The sequence below is a fragment of the Streptomyces sp. NPDC047072 genome, assembly GCF_040643855.1.
In the GTDB taxonomy this organism is placed as follows: domain Bacteria; phylum Actinomycetota; class Actinomycetes; order Streptomycetales; family Streptomycetaceae; genus Streptomyces.
The window spans coordinates 1-16,028 of record NZ_JBEYVC010000137.1 but is presented as its reverse complement, the minus strand read 5'-3'; the positions used below and the strand labels follow the sequence as shown (position 1 = coordinate 16,028).

At 71.1% G+C, this 16,028-nt stretch carries 15 protein-coding genes and 1 pseudogene; 11 read left to right on the top strand and 5 right to left on the bottom strand.

Annotation, left to right across the window (positions count from 1 at the left end):
- Positions 1-1,797, bottom strand: coding sequence for an AMP-dependent synthetase/ligase (locus ABZ896_RS38630; protein ID WP_360939621.1), 1,797 nt, complete (start codon positions 1,795-1,797; stop codon positions 1-3).
- A 339-nt stretch (positions 1,798-2,136) separates the two neighbouring features.
- On the opposite strand from ABZ896_RS38630, the gene ABZ896_RS38625 reads away from it, so the two are divergent.
- The 6 genes from ABZ896_RS38625 to ABZ896_RS38600 all read left to right on the top strand — a co-directional run bounded on the left by ABZ896_RS38625 (position 2,137) and on the right by ABZ896_RS38600 (position 6,927).
- Positions 2,137-2,892: a metallophosphoesterase gene (locus ABZ896_RS38625; protein ID WP_360939643.1), complete on the top strand. Its 756-nt coding sequence runs from the start codon at positions 2,137-2,139 to the stop codon at positions 2,890-2,892.
- Positions 2,893-2,975: 83 nt separating this feature from the next.
- Positions 2,976-3,419: an SRPBCC family protein gene (locus ABZ896_RS38620; protein ID WP_360939619.1), complete on the top strand. Its 444-nt coding sequence runs from the start codon at positions 2,976-2,978 to the stop codon at positions 3,417-3,419.
- A gap of 20 nt (positions 3,420-3,439) precedes the next feature.
- Positions 3,440-4,597, top strand: coding sequence for an ArsA-related P-loop ATPase (locus ABZ896_RS38615; protein WP_360939616.1), 1,158 nt, complete (start codon positions 3,440-3,442; stop codon positions 4,595-4,597).
- A gap of 57 nt (positions 4,598-4,654) precedes the next feature.
- Complete coding sequence (locus ABZ896_RS38610; protein ID WP_360939614.1) at positions 4,655-5,131, top strand: DUF5304 family protein; 477 nt, start codon at positions 4,655-4,657, stop codon at positions 5,129-5,131.
- A 66-nt stretch (positions 5,132-5,197) separates the two neighbouring features.
- Entirely contained in the window at positions 5,198-6,151 is a 954-nt protein-coding gene (locus ABZ896_RS38605; RefSeq protein ID WP_360939612.1) for an ROK family glucokinase, read from the top strand.
- 68 nt (positions 6,152-6,219) lie between these two features.
- Entirely contained in the window at positions 6,220-6,927 is a 708-nt protein-coding gene (locus ABZ896_RS38600; RefSeq protein WP_360939609.1) for an endonuclease/exonuclease/phosphatase family protein, read from the top strand.
- Here ABZ896_RS38600 and ABZ896_RS38595 read toward each other — a convergent pair.
- Positions 6,924-7,520 carry a hypothetical protein gene (locus ABZ896_RS38595; protein ID WP_360939607.1) on the bottom strand — a complete coding sequence of 199 codons (597 nt, stop codon included), beginning with the start codon at positions 7,518-7,520 and terminating at the stop codon, positions 6,924-6,926. The two genes, ABZ896_RS38600 and ABZ896_RS38595, sit on opposite strands and share 4 nt — an antisense overlap.
- Positions 7,513-8,292 (bottom strand): alpha/beta fold hydrolase, encoded by a 780-nt coding sequence (locus ABZ896_RS38590; RefSeq protein ID WP_360939605.1) that lies wholly within the window; start codon positions 8,290-8,292, stop codon positions 7,513-7,515. The genes ABZ896_RS38595 and ABZ896_RS38590 overlap by 8 nt, the downstream gene beginning before the upstream one ends.
- A gap of 370 nt (positions 8,293-8,662) precedes the next feature.
- Here ABZ896_RS38590 and ABZ896_RS38585 point away from each other — a divergent pair, with 370 nt between their 5' ends.
- The 4 genes and pseudogenes from ABZ896_RS38585 (at position 8,663) to ABZ896_RS38570 (ending at position 12,433) form a co-directional block, all read left to right on the top strand.
- Entirely contained in the window at positions 8,663-9,412 is a 750-nt protein-coding gene (locus ABZ896_RS38585) for a lysophospholipid acyltransferase family protein (protein ID WP_360939603.1), read from the top strand.
- A gap of 87 nt (positions 9,413-9,499) precedes the next feature.
- Positions 9,500-10,726 (top strand): DUF5931 domain-containing protein, encoded by a 1,227-nt coding sequence (locus ABZ896_RS38580; RefSeq protein ID WP_360939601.1) that lies wholly within the window; start codon positions 9,500-9,502, stop codon positions 10,724-10,726.
- Complete coding sequence (locus ABZ896_RS38575; RefSeq protein WP_360939599.1) at positions 10,723-11,397, top strand: response regulator transcription factor; 675 nt, start codon at positions 10,723-10,725, stop codon at positions 11,395-11,397. Before ABZ896_RS38580 ends, ABZ896_RS38575 begins: the two co-directional genes overlap by 4 nt.
- Before the next feature lie 53 nt (positions 11,398-11,450).
- Positions 11,451-12,433, top strand: a pseudogene (locus ABZ896_RS38570) (6-phosphofructokinase).
- A gap of 3 nt (positions 12,434-12,436) precedes the next feature.
- Here ABZ896_RS38570 and ABZ896_RS38565 read toward each other — a convergent pair.
- Complete coding sequence (locus tag ABZ896_RS38565) at positions 12,437-14,293, bottom strand: anthranilate synthase family protein (protein WP_360939597.1); 1,857 nt, start codon at positions 14,291-14,293, stop codon at positions 12,437-12,439.
- 91 nt (positions 14,294-14,384) lie between these two features.
- A complete protein-coding gene (locus ABZ896_RS38560; protein ID WP_071528813.1) occupies positions 14,385-14,441 on the bottom strand; it encodes a trp operon leader peptide in 57 nt (18 codons plus the stop codon).
- Positions 14,442-14,536: 95 nt separating this feature from the next.
- Here ABZ896_RS38560 and ABZ896_RS38555 point away from each other — a divergent pair, with 95 nt between their 5' ends.
- Positions 14,537-15,889 carry a class II 3-deoxy-7-phosphoheptulonate synthase gene (locus ABZ896_RS38555; protein WP_360939595.1) on the top strand — a complete coding sequence of 451 codons (1,353 nt, stop codon included), beginning with the start codon at positions 14,537-14,539 and terminating at the stop codon, positions 15,887-15,889.
- Positions 15,890-16,028: the final 139 nt, after the last annotated feature.

Genomic DNA, 16,028 nt, shown 5'->3' with positions numbered 1-16,028 from the left:
CTACTTCGCGTAGATCGCCTCGATCTCGTCCGAGTAGTCCTTCGCCACCACGTTGCGCTTGAGCTTCAGGGACGGCGTCAGGTGGCCCGACTCCTCCGTGAACTGGGAGGACAGAATGCGGAACTTCCGCACCGATTCCGCCTTCGACACCGCGGCGTTGCCGTCGTCGATCGCCGACTGGATCGCGGCCACCAGGTCGGGGTCCTCGCGCAGCGACGCCGCGGTGGAACCCGCCGGCTTGCCGTGCTCGTCCGCCCAACGGCCGAGGAACTCCTCGTCGACGGTGACCAGCGCGCCCACGAACGGCCGCCCGTCGCCCACCACCATGCACTCCGCGACCAGCGCGTGCGCCCGGATGCGGTCCTCGATCACGGCCGGGGCGACGTTCTTGCCGCCCGCGGTGACGATGATCTCCTTCTTGCGGCCGGTGATCCGGAGGTAGCCGTCCTCGTCGAGGGTGCCGATGTCACCGGTGTGGAACCAGCCGTCGGCCAGCGCCTCGGCGGTCGCGGCCTCGTTGTTCCAGTAGCCCTTGAACAGGTGCTCGCCGTGCAGCAGCACCTCGCCGTCGTCGGCGATGCGGACCACCGAGCCCGGCAGCGGCTGCCCGACCGTGCCGATCTTCTGCCGGTCCCAGGGGTTGAAGGCGGTCGCCGCACAGGACTCGGTCAGGCCGTAGCCCTCCAGGACCGTGAAGCCGATACCGCGGAAGAAGTGGCCCAGGCGCTCGCCGAGCGGGGCACCGCCGGAGATGGCGTACTCGCCCTTGCCGCCGAGGACCGCGCGCAGCTTGCTGTAGACCAGCTTGTCGAACGTCCTGTGCTTGAGCTTGAGGCCGAGGGACGGGCCCGAGGGGGTGTCCAGCGCCTTGCTGTACGCGATCGCGGTGTCCGCGGCCTTGTCGAAGATCTTGCCCTTGCCGTCCGCCTGCGCCTTGGCGCGCGCGGAGTTGTAGACCTTCTCGAAGACCCGCGGGACGCCGAGGATCAGCGTCGGCCGGAAGGAGGCCAGCTCGTCGGTGAGGTTCTTGATGTCCGGGACCATGCCCAGCTTGATCGGCGCCATCATGGGCGCCACCTGCACGAGCCGTCCGAAGACGTGCGCGAGCGGGAGGAAGAGCAGGACCGAGCACTCGCCGGTGCGGAAGAGCGGCCGGAGTCTCTCCACGACGTTCCCGCACTCGGCGAAGAAGCTGCGGTGGGTGAGCACACAGCCCTTGGGCCGGCCGGTGGTGCCGGAGGTGTAGACGATGGTCGCCGGGTCGTCGGCCTTGGCCAGCGAGCCGCGCTCCTCGACGGTCGCGTCGCTGATGTCCTGCCCGAGCCGACCCAGCTCCTCGACGCCGCCGCCCTCGATCTGCCATACGTGCTTGAGGGCGGGCAGCCGGTCGCGCACCGACTCCACGGCCGCGGCGTGGCCGTCCAGCTCCACGACGCAGGCGGTCGCGCCCGAGTCGGCGAGGATCCACTGGATCTGCTCCGGCGAGCTGGTCTCGTACACCGGCACGGTGACCGCGCCCGCGCTCCAGATCGCGAAGTCGAGCAGCGTCCACTCGTAGCGGGTGCGCGACATCAGGCCGACCCGGTCGCCCGGCTGCACTCCGGAGGCGATGAGGCCCTTGGCGGCCGTGTGCACCTCGGCGAGGAAGGTCCGCGCCGTCACGTCCTGCCAGGCACCGGCCACCTTGCGGGCGATGACGGCGACGTCGGGATGCTGCGCGGCGTTTCTCCGGACGATGTCGGTGAGATTGCCGTCCGCAGGGACCTCGTACAAAGCCGGAAGGCTGAACTCGCGCAAGACTGCTGCTCCTAATAAGGCGCCGGCGCCACGACGTTGTGCGATGCGACGGTGCGGTCCACGGCTCGGGCAGGCACTCAGGCGATCGGTCGTTGAAAACCTGAGCACGACTGGACTGCCCGGACGTTACCCGCCGGTATGGCTTCTTCGACAGGGGGTCCCGGCGAGATGTTCGCTGCATCACACGGTGTGGGGTTCTTCCGCGCACAGTAGTCCACCCACTAACTGACTGGCCAGTAACCGCAGGTCCGGTCGCCACTGTTCACAAGTGCACCGCTCCACCTACTCTTGATCGTCATGGCACCCACACCCGCCGCCAGCCGCGGCACCCGTGTCCATGTGGTCAGCGACGTCCACGGCAACGCCCGTGACCTGGCCAGAGCCGGCGAGGGCGCCGACGCCCTGATCTGTCTGGGTGACCTGGTCCTCTTCCTCGACTACGCCGACCACTCGCGCGGGATCTTCCCCGACCTGTTCGGCGTGGAGAACGCCGACCGCATCGTCGAGCTGCGCACCGCCCGCCGCTTCGAGGAGGCGCGCGAGCTCGGGGCCCGGCTGTGGGGCGGGATCGGGGCGGACCGGGGAGCGGTGATCGAGCAGGCGGTGCGCAAGCAGTACGCCGAGATGTTCGCGGCCTTCCCCACCCCGACGTACGCGACCTACGGCAATGTCGACATGCCGCCTCTGTGGCCGGAGTACGCCGGACCCGGTGTGACCGTGCTGGACGGCGAGCGCGTCGAGATCGGCGGCCGGGTCTTCGGCTTCGTGGGCGGCGGCCTGCGCACGCCCATGCGGACGCCGTACGAGATCAGCGACGAGGAGTACGCGGCCAAGATCGAGGCGGTCGGCGAGGTCGACGTGCTCTGCACGCACATCCCGCCGGAAGTGCCGGAACTCGTCTACGACACGGTCGCGCGCCGCTTCGAGCGGGGGAGCAGGGCGCTGCTGGAGGCGATCCGTCGTACCCGGCCCCGGTATGCGCTGTTCGGGCATGTCCATCAGCCCCTGGTCCGCCGGATGCGGATCGGGGCGACCGAGTGCGTGAACGTCGGGCACTTCGCGGGGACCGGGAAGCCATGGGCGCTGGAATGGTGAGTCCGTGCGCGCGGTAGCCTTCACGCTGCACAGACGTGCGTCTCAGCTTTCCTCACCGGACCGTACTTGGAGGATCCACGGCGATGGCGGAACACACCAGTTCGAGCATCACGATCGAGGCTGCGCCGGCTGACGTCATGGCCGTGATCGCCGACTTCGCCCGCTACCCGGAGTGGACGGGCGAGGTGAAGCAGGCCGAGGTCCTCTCGACGGACCCGGCAGGCCGCGCCGAGCAGGTCAGGCTCGTAATGGACGCGGGCGCGATCAAGGACGACCAGGTCCTCGGGTACACGTGGACGGGGGACAACGAGGTCTCCTGGACGCTCGTGAAGTCCCAGATGCTGCGGTCCCTGGACGGGTCGTACGTGCTGAAGGCGGCGGGCTCGGGGTCGACCGAGGTCACCTACCTGCTGACCGTCGACGTGAAGATCCCGATGCTCGGGATGATCAAGCGCAAGGCCGAGAAGGTCATCATCGACCGGGCGCTGGCCGGTCTGAAGAAGCGGGTGGAGTCCGGGGCCGCGTAAGGGGCTTACGGTTCAGCCCTATGCGCACCATCCTGATCACCGGCCCCGGCGGCAGCGGTCGTACGACGATCGCCGCCGCCACCGCTCTCGCCGCCGCCCGTGAGGGGACCCGGACCCTCGTGCTGAGCGCGGACCGTACGGACACCCTCAGCGCGGTGCTCGGTGTTCCGACGGGGGCCCGGCCCACCCAGGTCGCCTCGCGGCTCACCGCCTGGCGGCCCGACGCCACCGCCGGGTTCCGGGACGATCTCACCGGGTTCCAGGAGCGGGCCGCCAACGTCCTCGACCTGCTCGGTGCCGCGCGGCTGGACCCGGAGGAGGTCACCCCGCTTCCCGGGGCCGAGGAGCTGACCCTGCTGCGGGCCCTCAGGGACGCGGTGCTCGCCGAGGCCCACGAACTGCTCGTCGTCGACCTCCCGCCCACCCCGCAGGCCCTCGCCCTGCTCTCCCTCCCGGAGGAACTGCGCCGCTACCTGCGCCGGCTGCTCCCGCCGGAGCGCCGGGCGGCCGCGGGACTGCGGCCCGTCCTCGGCCGGCTCGCCGGTGTCCCGATGCCCTCGGAGTGGCTCTACGAGACCACCTCCCGCTGGGACACCGAGCTCGGCGCGGTGGAGGCCGTCCTCGCCGACCGGCACACCGTCGTACGACTGGTCGCCGAGCCCGGCCCGGCCGGCACCGACGCCGTCCGCACCACCGCCCTCGCCCTCGCCCTGCGCGGACTGCGCCCCGACGTACTGGTCGCCAACCGGGTCGTACCGGAGGAGTGGCCCGCAGGCCTCGTCGCCCAGCAGCGCAAGGCCCTGGAGGAGTGGCAGGAGTCGTACGACGTCCAGCGCGTCCCGCACCTCGGCCGCGACCCGCGCGGCACCGACGACCTCGCCGCGCTCCCGGTGAGCGCGGGCGAGGGCACCACCTCCCTCGTGGAGTGGCCGATCGTCGACCGGCTCGCCGACGACGGCGTCCTCGTCTGGCACCTCCCGCTGCCCGGCGCGATACGCGACCACCTCGACCTGGTCCGGCGCGGCGACGAACTCGTCGTCAGCGCGGGGCAGTTCCGCCGCATCGTGCCGCTGCCGTCCGCGCTGCGCCGCTGCACCGTCGCCGGGGCCGCCCTCCGTGACGGCGAGCTGCGGATCCGGTTCGCGCCGGACCCGGATCTGTGGCCCCGGACCCCGTGAACCGCGTACCCCCGTTCGGGTAACGTCGGAAGGACGAACCGTAGTCAGGAGTCCGTCATGAGCGAAGAGCTCCCCCCGTCCGACGCGGCCGGGAACGACGCCGTGGACGAGGTACGGGCGACCGACGCCGACGCGTGGGCGACGGCCACGGCCGAGGACCTCGCGGCGGAGAAGGCCCGCCGCCGCACCCAGTACGGCCCGCCCCCCGGCTCGGCCGCCGAGGAACTGCGCAAGCTGGTGGAGAACGTCGCCGACAAGCTGTCCGGGCTCCAGTCCCCGCTGCTCGGCGGGGTCGCCGGGACCGCCGCCCAGCAGGTGGTCAAGCAGGTCGTCCAGCAGGCGAAGGCCGCCGTGGAGCCGGTGATCGAGCGCAACCCGGACGTCTTCGACCACCTCGCCGCCGCCGGTGGTGAACTCCTCGCCGCGTACCGCTCGGCGGTCCAGGCGCAGGAGCAGCGCTGGAGCCGCCGTGAGGAGACGCTGCGGGACAAGGGCGACGACCCCGGCCCCGGCGAGCGCATCGACTTGGACTGAAACCCTGTGACGGCAGGGCCTCGGGTACGGTTGCCGTAGCGGGGCTCGACCGAAACTGAGGGATTCATGGGACTCACCATCGGCGTCGACATCGGCGGCACGAAGATCGCGGCCGGCGTGGTCGATGAGGAAGGCAACATCCTCTCGACCCACAAGGTGCCGACCCCGGGTACGCCCGAGGGCATCGTGGACGCGATCGCCTCGGCCGTGGACGGAGCGCGTGCCGGGCACGCCATCGTCGGTGTGGGCATCGGTGCCGCCGGTTACGTCAACCGGCAGCGCTCCGAGGTCTACTTCGCCCCCAACATCCACTGGCGCAACGAGCCGCTGAAGGAGAAGGTCGAGGCCCGCGTGGGCCTCCCCGTCGTCGTGGAGAACGACGCCAACGCGGCCGCCTGGGGCGAGTACAAGTTCGGCGCGGGCAAGGGCCACCGCAACGTCATCTGTATCACGCTCGGCACCGGCCTGGGCGGCGGCATCATCATCGGCAACAAGCTGCGGCGCGGCCACTTCGGCGTCGCGGCGGAGTTCGGCCACATCCGGATGGTCCCCGACGGCCTGCTGTGCGGCTGCGGCTCGCAGGGCTGCTGGGAGCAGTACGCCTCCGGCCGCGCCCTGGTCAGATACGCCCGGCAGCGCGCCAACGCCACGCCCGAGCGGGCCGAGACTCTGCTCGCGCTCGGCGACGGCACCCCGGACGGCGTCGAGGGCAAGCACATCTCCATCGCCGCCCGCCAGGGCGACCCGGTCGCCGTCGACTCCTACCGCGAGCTGGCCCGCTGGGTCGGCGCGGGCCTCGCCGACCTCGCCTCCCTCTTCGACCCCTCGGCGTTCATCGTCGGCGGCGGCCTCTCCGACGAGGGCGAACTGGTTCTGGACCCCATCCGCAAGTCGTACAAGCGCTGGCTGGTCGGCGCGCACTGGCGCCCGGTGGCGGACGTGATCGCGGCCCAGCTGGGCAACGAGGCGGGCTTGGTGGGAGCGGCGGACCTGGCAAGGGAACCCGACCCGATCATGTGAGGTTGACTCTTCTTCTCAAGGGGCGCGGGGAACCGCGCCCCTTTCTTCTTGCGCGTAAATTGATCCACATGGCCCTGGTAAGAGTCCTGAGCTACAACATCCGCTCCATGCGGGACGACACCGACGCCCTCAGCCGTGTGATCAGCGCCTGCGCACCCGATCTCGTACTGATCCAGGAAGCCCCGCGGTTCTTCCGCTGGCGCAAGAAGCTCGCGAGGCTGGCCGCATCATCAGGCCTCGTCACCCTCACCGGCGGCGCCACGTCAGCCGGCCCCGCGATCGTCTGCTCACTCAGGACCACCGTCGAACGAGCCGAGGACGTCCTCCTCCCGCTCACCCCCGGCGAGCACCGCAGAGGCTTCGCCACCGCCGTCGTACGCCTTGGCGACGCCCGCCTCGGCGTACTGAGCTGCCACCTCTCGCTCCAGAAGGACGAGCGGTACGACCAGGCCGGCATGGTCCTCGACCGCCTCGCCGGCATGGGCGTGGACCACGCCGTCGCGGGCGGCGACCTGAACGACCGCCCCACCGGCCGCGCCTTCACCCGTCTCGCCACCGATCTCCAGGACTGCTGGGCGACCAGCCCCACCGGCGGCGAACACACCTGGACCCGCACCGAACCCCACCGCCGCATCGACGCGATCTTCGCCACGAAGGGCATCGAGGTACTCGGCTGCGGCGTCCCCCTGGACCTCCCCGGCATCACGGAGAAAGACCTGAGGGCGGCCACCGACCACCTCCCGGTCCTGGCCACCCTCGACATCCCCACCCGTTAGACGACCGCTCCCCGTCCGGGATCGTCCTCGTCCTCGTCGTCCCCGCGCATCCGCACCACCAGCGTGGCGAAGCCGCCCAGGAAGCCGCCGACGCAGACCGTGGTCAGCCACCACGTCATCTCCCAGCCGAGCAGCACCGCGAGCAGCAGCAGAAGCGGCCCGCCCAGCACCCCCAGCCACGCGAACTTCGCCGTCGTGTCCGCGGCGGGCAGCGGCGGCGGGTCCGGCGGTACGAAGTGCCCCTCGTCGTCCTCCTCGAAGTCGTCCTCGGACGCCTCGGGCGCGCTGTAGTCGCGCGGGCCGACGCCGGGGGCGAAGGAGATGGAGCCGCCCAGCGGCTTCGCGGGCTTCTCCTCGGCCTTCGGCTTCGGCGCGCCCTTTTCCGCCTCGGCGGCCGGCTCCTCGTCATTGGTCTCGGGTTCCAGCAGCGCGAGATCCTCGACCGACTTGAACGGCTTGGAACCCGGCGGGTCCGGCGGCTCCTCGCCGTACCCGGCGACGATGGCCGCCCAGGCGGCCTCCTCGTCGAACGGGACGTTCTGCTCTTCCGGCTCGCGGTCGCGGTCCTCGCGGTCGGAGTCGTGCTCAGCCACGTGCGGTCGTCCCTTCCTTGCCGATGCCGCTGGCGAGCCGGTTGACGAAGGCGAGGCTCTCCTCGAAGATCCGGTCCGCGTCATGGTCCAACGTCGCCACGTGGTAGCTCTGTTCCAGCACGATCTCAGTTACGTCCGTCGAGGACACCCGGCTCAGCACGCGCGCGGAATCGGCCGCGGGCACCACATGGTCCGCGGCGCTGCGCAGCACCAGCAACGGCTGGGTGACCTGGGGCAGTTCGCCGTCGACCTGGCGGAAGAAGGCGCGCAGGGAGTGCGCGGCGCGCAGCGGCACCTTGTCGTACCCGAGCTCCTCGACGCCCTCCTTCGCGATGTCGGAGGCGATCCCGGGCGCCGTCCGCACGACGTGCCGCGCCACCGGAAGGGCGTACTGCGCGAGGCCGTGCATGCGGTTCGCCGGGTTGACGACCACCACGCCCTCGACCGCGTCGCCGTGCTTCGCGGCGAGCCGCAGCGCGAGGGTGCCGCCCATGGAGAGACCGGCCACGAAGACCTGGGAGCAGCGCTCGACGAGGGCGCGCAGCTCGCGGTCCACCTCCGCGTACCAGTCCTGCCAGCCGGTGAGCTGCATGTCCTCCCAGCGCGTGCCGTGGCCGGGCAGCAGCGGCAGGGAGACGGTCAGGCCGTGCTCGGCGAGATACCGCGCCCAGGGGCGCAGCGACTGGGGCGAACCGGTGAAGCCGTGGCAGAGGAGGACACCGACCTCCCCGCCCTCATGGCGGAACGGCTCGGCTCCGGGGAGAACCGGCACCTGGGTCTCCTGTTCATGTGGTCATGCGTGGGATGTGAGCAAGTCCGGGTGTGGTTCACCGTACGCGACCGCACTGACACCGACCAGGGCCGTCGGTCTGTTTGCCGGGTCTCCGGGTTAGGGTCTGTCCGGTGGATCAGGTCGGCCTGGAGGGACTGCGCGTCCTGGCCGGGTCGAGCGGGGTCTGGTGCGTGCAGCTGCAAGGCGGAGGAGGGCGGCGACGCGGAGCGTCGGCAACCGACGACAACGCGGCTGGGGGTCCCCCTCTGGGGGAGCGCGTGCCAGGGCCCGCGACGCCGAGCTGATCCGCCGGACAGACCCTAAGGTCTGATCCACGGACACAGGAGGCACTCGGTTGTTGTACGGCGCGATGAAGGTCGCTGTTGGGGGACCGCTCAAGGTCACCTTCAGGCCCTGGGTGGAGGGGCTGGAGAACGTACCCGACGAGGGCCCCGCGATCCTGGCGAGCAACCACCTCTCCTTCTCGGACTCCTTCTTCCTGCCCGCGGTCCTCGACCGCAAGGTCACCTTCATCGCCAAGGCCGAGTACTTCACCACGCCCGGGCTGAAGGGCCGCCTGACGGCCGCGTTCTTCAAGGGCGTCGGCCAGCTCCCGGTGGACCGCTCCGGTGCGCGCGGCGCGGGCGAGGCGGCGATCAGGAGCGGTATCGACGTCCTGGAGCGCGGTGAGCTGTTCGGGATCTACCCCGAGGGCACGCGCTCGCCCGACGGCCGCCTCTACCGCGGCAAGCCCGGCGGCCTCGCGCGCGTGGCGCTCGCCTCCGGCGCCCCGGTGATCCCGGTCGCCATGATCGACACCGAGAAGATCCAGCCGCCCGGCAAGGTCATGCCCAAGCTGATGCGTCCGGGCATCCGGATCGGCGCGCCCCTCGACTTCAGCCGCTACCAGGGCATGGAGCACGACCGCTTCGTCCTGCGCGCGGTGACCGACGAGGTCATGTACGAGATCATGAAGCTCTCCGGCCAGGAGTACGTCGACATCTACGCGACCGCCGCCAAGCGGCAGATCGCGGAGGCGGCCAAGGCCGAGAAGGAAGCGGAGAAGGCGGCGAAGGCCGCGCTCGCCAAGGCGGAGAAGGACCGGCCGGAGGCCCAGTAGGCCGGGATCCGCGACACGGGCCGATCCGAAAGGCAGGCCCTAGGATCCTGGACACGGCTTTCCGGGCCGCGAGTCGGGGGTGGGGACATGGCCAAGCAGGTGCGCGTCATGCGCATGTCGGTCGAGCAGCCGTTGTGGCGGGCGCTGACCGGGTACCGGGTGCTGACCATGCTGTACGCGGTCGGGCTCTTCGCCACCGAGTACGAGCGGTTCGACCGGCCCGGCATCGCCATCGCCTACTACGTCGTCCTGTGCGTGTGGACGCTCGCCACCCTGCCCCGCGTCCAGAACGCGGCCGCCTGCACCAAGCGCTTCCTCGCCGTCGACCTCGCGATCGCGATCACCGGCATCGTCCTGACCCCGCTGGTCGTCGACGACCACCACATCCAGTCCGGCGGCCCCACCCTGCCGTCGATATGGACCGCCGGCTCGGTCCTGGCGTACGCCATCAAGGGCGGCTGGCGCTGGGCCGCCTTCGCCTCCACCCCGGTCGCCGCGGCCAACCTGATCGAGCGCGGCCACCCCGCCCGCGACACCGTCCACAACGTGATCCTCGTCTGGGTCGCCTCCATCGCCATCGGCTACGTCGTCGAGGTCGCCCGCGCCTCCGAGCGCACCCTCGCCCGCGCCCTGGAGATCGAGGCGGCGACGAGGGAGCGGGAGCGGCTGGCCCGGGACATCCACGACAGCGTGCTCCAGGTGCTCGCCATGGTGCAGCGCCGGGGCACGGTCCTCGGCGGCGAGGCGGCCGAGCTGGGCCGGATGGCCGGCGAGCAGGAGGTGGCGCTGCGCACCCTGGTCTCCGGCGGCCTGACCCCCGTCGCCTCCCGGATCTCCGAGGACGCGGCCGAAGGAGCGCTCGTCACCGCCGTAGAGACTCCGGACGAGGAGGCCGACGACGGGCCGGTCGATCTGCGCGCCCTGCTCGCGCCCCACGCCTCCGCCAAGGTCTCCCTCGCCGACCCCGGCGCCCCGGTGATCCTGCCGCCGGCCGCCGCGCGCGAGCTGGCCGCGGCCGTGGGGGCCGCGCTGGACAACGTCCGCAAGCACGCGGGCGAGCACGCGCGCGCGTGGATCCTCGTCGAGGACGAGCCCGACGAGGTCGTCGTCTCCGTACGGGACGACGGACCCGGCATCCCCGAGGGCCGCCTCGTGCAGGCCGAGGGGGAGGGGAGGCTGGGCGTGGCCCTGTCGATCCGGGGCCGGCTGCGTGACATCGGCGGCAGCGCCGAGCTGATCTCGACCCCGGGCCAGGGCACGGAGGTCGAACTGAAGGTACCGAAGGTCTCACGGGGGAAGGCGGGACGGCGATGAGTGACAAGGGCCCGATCAGGGTCATGGTGGTCGACGACCACCCCATGTGGCGCGACGCGGTCGCCCGGGACCTGGCCGAGTCCGGCTTCGAGGTGGTCGCCACCGCGGGCGACGGCGAACAGGCCGTACGCCGGGCCAGGGCGGCGGGCCCCGACGTGCTGGTGCTCGACCTGAACCTGCCGGTCAAGCCCGGCGTCCAGGTCTGCAAGGAGGTCATCGGCCACAACCCGGCCCTGCGCGTCCTGGTGCTCTCCGCGAGCGGTGAGCACGCCGACGTCCTGGAGGCCGTGAAGTCCGGCGCGACCGGCTATCTGCTGAAGTCGGCGTCCACGGAGGAGCTGCTGGACGCGGTCCGCCGTACGGCCGTCGGCGACCCCGTCTTCACGCCCGGCCTCGCCGGACTGGTCCTCGGCGAGTACCGCCGGCTGGCCTCCGACCCCGCGCCGGCCTCCGACCCCGACCAGCCGAGGGTCCCGCAGCTCACCGAGCGCGAGACCGAGGTGCTGCGCCTGGTCGCCAAGGGCCTGAGCTACAAGCAGATCGCCGAGCGCCTGGTGATCTCCCACCGCACGGTCCAGAACCACGTCCAGAACACCCTCGGCAAGCTGCAACTCCACAACCGGGTCGAACTGGTGCGGTACGCGATCGAGCGGGGCCTCGACGACGAGTGAGACGCGCGCCACACTGACCCTTCGTCAGGCACCTGCGGCGAAGGGACTTTTCCATGCGCGTCGGAGTACTGACCGGAGGCGGCGACTGCCCCGGCCTCAACGCCGTCATCCGGGCCGTCGTCCGTAAGGGCGTACAGGAGTACGGCTACGACTTCACCGGCTTCCGGGACGGCTGGCGGGGTCCGTTGGAGGACGCCGCCGTGCGTCTCGACATCCCGGCCGTGCGCGGCATCCTGCCCCGCGGCGGCACCATCCTCGGCTCCTCCCGTACCAACCCGCTCCAGGAGGAGGACGGCATCCGGCGCATCAAGGAGAACCTCGCCGCGCGGGAGGTCGAGGCGCTCATAGCGATCGGCGGCGAGGACACCCTGGGGGTGGCGGCCCGGCTGTCCGACGAACACGGCGTGCCCTGTGTGGGCGTGCCGAAGACCATCGACAACGACCTGTCCGCCACCGACTACACCTTCGGCTTCGACACCGCGGTCGGCATCGCCACGGAGGCGATCGACCGGCTGCACACCACCGCCGAGTCCCATATGCGCGTCCTGGTCTGCGAGGTGATGGGCCGCCACGCCGGCTGGATCGCCCTGCACTCCGGGCTCGCGGGTGGCGCCAACGTCATCCTCATCCCCGCTTCAAGGCGTCGTACGCCCCGATCGTGGTCGTCGCCGAGGGCGCCATGCCGAAGGACGGCGAGGTGGTCCTCAAGGACGAGTCGCTCGACTCCTTCGGACATGTGCGCCTCTCCGGGGTCGGCGAGTGGCTGGCCAAGGAGATCGAGAAGCGCACCGGCAAGGAGGCCCGCACGACGGTCCTCGGGCACATCCAGCGCGGCGGCACCCCCAGCGCCTTCGACCGCTGGCTCGCCACCCGCTTCGGCCTGCACGCCATCGAGGCCGTCCGCGACGGGGACTTCGGCAAGATGGTCGCGCTGCGCGGCACGGACATCGTGCGCGTCCCCATCGCGGAGGCCACGGCACAGCTCAAGACGGTCGACCCGAAGCTGTACGACGAGGTGGGGGTGTTCTTCGGCTGACGACTACACGGCCGTCCGGCGCAGCTGCCTCACCAACTCCCGTACGACGACGGCGCCGTTCAGCGTCAGGACCGACTCGGGGTGGAACTGCACGCCCGCGAATCCGGGGCCGCGCACGGCATGCACCTCCCCGTTGTCGGCCCGGCTGACCTCGATGCCATGCGCGGTCAGCTCCTCGGCCGTCTCGTCGTCGCAGCGCGCCACGAAGCTGTTGTAGAAGCCGACCGTCTCCGGCCGCCCGAACAGGTCGATCGTCGTCTGCGCGCCCTGGTAGGGCACCTCCTTGCGGACGATCTCCAGGCCCAGCTCGGCCGCGAGCAGTTCGTGGCCCAGGCAGACGCCGAGCACGCCGTGGCGGTGGCCGCGGACGACCTCGGCGGTCAGCTCGCGCAGGAACCGCATCTTGGGATCGTCCAGGTCGGACGGATCACCGGGGCCGGGCCCCAGGACCACCGGTCCCTCGTGCGCGAGCACGGCTTCCCTGAGCCCCGGTTCGTCGTAGCGCCGGACGGTCACCTCCAGGCCGCCCGAGCGCAGCACGTGCGCGAGCATCGAGGTGAAGGTGTCCTCCCCGTCGACCACGAGGGCGTGCCCTTCGAGGTCGTACGACCGCTCCTGCATCCGCAGCCAGAAGGGCGCGAGGTGGGCGCGGCGCCCGTCGAGGGCGGCACGCACGCGTGGGTCGTCGCAGAGACTCACGCGCGCGTGCTCCTCGCGCGGCCGGGACGGCCGTACGCCGAGAGCCGTCAGCACGCCGGCCGCCTTCGCGTGGGTCTCGGCGACCTCGCTCACCGGGTCGGAGCCACGCACGAGGGTCGCGCCGACGGGGACCCGCAGCCGTCCCGTGGCCGCGATGTCCGCCGTACGGATGAGGATGGGGGAGTCGAGGGTCTGGGCGCCGCCGGAGTCGCGGCCGAGCAGGGCCAGGGCGCCCGCGTAGTAGCCGCGCCCGCCGACCTCGTGCCGCTCGATGACCCGGCAGGCGTTCTGCACCGGCGAGCCGGTGACCGTCGCCGCGAACATCGTCTCCTTGAGGACCTCGCGCACGTCCAGGGACGACTTCCCGCGCAACTCGTACTCGGTGTGCGCGAGATGGGCCATCTCCTTCAGACGCGGGCCGATCACCACCCCGCCCATGTCGCCGACCGTGCACATCATCTTGAGCTCCTCGTCGACGACCATCGACAGCTCCTCGATCTCCTTGCCGTCGGCGAGGAAGTCGAGCAGGTGCTCGGGGGTGGGGCCCTCGGCGGGATAGCGGTACGTCCCGCTGATCGGGTTCATGACGACCGTGCCGCCGGACATCCGGACGTGCACCTCGGGGCTCGCGCCGACCAGGGTGCGCTCGCCGGTGTGGACGACGAACGTCCAGTAGGCGCCCCGCTCGCCCTCCAGGAGCCGCCGGAACAGCGCGAGGGCGTCGCTTCTGGAGAACCCCGGGATCTCGCCCTCGTACGTCCGCCGGATCACGAAGTTGGCGCCCTCGCCGCGCCCGATCTCCTCGTCCAGGACCCGCCCGACGATCCGGGCGTACTCCTCGTCGGCGACGTCGAAGCCGCCGTTCTCGACGCGGACGTCATGGGTGGGGAGCTGTTGGAGAGCGGTTGTCAGCGGGATCTCGTACGACTCCTCGGGCGTCAGGACCGCCAGGGGCGTGCCGTCGTCCCGCACGTCGAAGCCGCGCTCGCGGATCTGGCGGAAGGGGACGAGCGCGAGGCCCTCGTCGGGGAGGTCGGCGAGACGGTCGTAGGTGGTGACGGGCCCGAGGAACACTTCGACGGTGTTCTCGTCATGGCCGGGGGTGCGACGGCGGAGCAGGGCGAACGGGCGGTGGTCGTGCGGGAGGTGGGTCAGGTCCATGGGGTCCTCACTGGTCGATCATGAGGAACGGCCCCGGAAACGCCGAAGGCCGCCCCTCGGGCGGCCTTCGCGAAGTCTTGCGTACGCGCAGTCAGTGGGCCGCCGGATGAGCGGTCCACCACCAGTTCTGGGTCGAGTGCGCGAACATGCGACGCACCCTACCCCATGCCCACTTGAGCGCGAGGGCGTCTCACCTGTCGAGCCGTGCGAAAACGACTCGACACGACCCCGTAATGTTGAGGCGTGACCGTGAACGCTAAGTCCAGCGCGAGTGCTGGCAACACCTGGCGAGACCTGCCCGCGGCGCAGCAGCCCGAGTACCCCGACCTTGAGGCTCTGCGCGCTGTCGTTGCGGACCTCGAGTCGTATCCGCCGCTCGTCTTCGCGGGCGAGTGCGATCAGCTGCGCGCCCGGATGGCGGCCGTCGCCAAGGGAGAGGCGTTCCTCCTCCAGGGCGGCGACTGCGCCGAGGCCTTCGACGCCGTGTCGGCCGACCACATCCGCAACAAGCTCAAGACCCTGCTCCAGATGGGCGCCGTGCTGACGTACGCCGCCTCGGTGCCGGTGGTCAAGGTCGGCCGGATCGCCGGCCAGTACTCCAAGCCGCGCTCCAAGGGCACCGAGACCCGCGACGGCGTGACGCTGCCGACCTACCGGGGCGACTCCGTCAACGGCTTCGAGTTCAACGAGAAGGCCCGGATCCCGGACCCCGAGCGCCTGAAGCGGATGTACAACGCCTCCGCCTCCACGCTCAACCTGGTGCGCGCCTTCACCACCGGCGGCTACGCCGACCTGCGCCAGGTGCACGCCTGGAACCAGGACTTCGTGAAGTCGTCCCCCTCCGGCCAGCGCTACGAGCAGCTCGCGCGGGAGATCGACAGCGCGCTGAACTTCATGCGGGCCTGCGGCACCGACCCGGAGGAGTTCAAGACCGTCGAGTTCTACTCCTCGCACGAGGCGCTGCTGCTCGACTACGAGTCGGCGCTCACCCGCGTCGACTCCCGCACCGGGCATCTGTACGACGTCTCCGGGCACATGGTGTGGATCGGTGAGCGCACCCGGCAGTTGGACGGGGCGCACATCGAGTTCGCCTCGAAGATCCGCAACCCCGTCGGCATCAAGCTCGGCCCCACCACCACGGCCGAGGAGGCGCTCCAGTACATCGAGCGTCTCGACCCGGACCGCGAGCCGGGCCGCCTCACCTTCATCGTGCGGATGGGCGCGGACAAGGTCCGCGACAAGCTGCCCGAGCTGGTCGAGAAGGTCACGGCGTCCGGGGCGACGGTGGCCTGGGTGACCGACCCGATGCACGGCAACACCTTCGAGGCGGCCTCCGGTCACAAGACCCGCCGCTTCGACGACGTGCTCGACGAGGTCAAGGGCTTCTTCGAGGTCCACAAGGGCCTCGGCACCCACCCGGGCGGCATCCATGTGGAGCTGACCGGCGACGACGTCACCGAGTGCGTGGGCGGCGGCGACGAGATCTTCGTCGACGACCTGCACCAGCGCTACGAGACGGCCTGCGACCCGCGGCTCAACCGCAGCCAGTCGCTCGACCTGGCGTTCCTCGTCGCGGAGATGTACCGGGACCAGTGAGTCCCTGAGACGGCTGTGGGGCGCGGATCACATACGATCCGCACTGCCTGCGCACTACGAGATCGGGACCAAAGCCTTCGGCGTCGGGCTCGGTGTGACCGCCTACACCCTCGGTATGCGGCATGCCTTCGACGCCGAT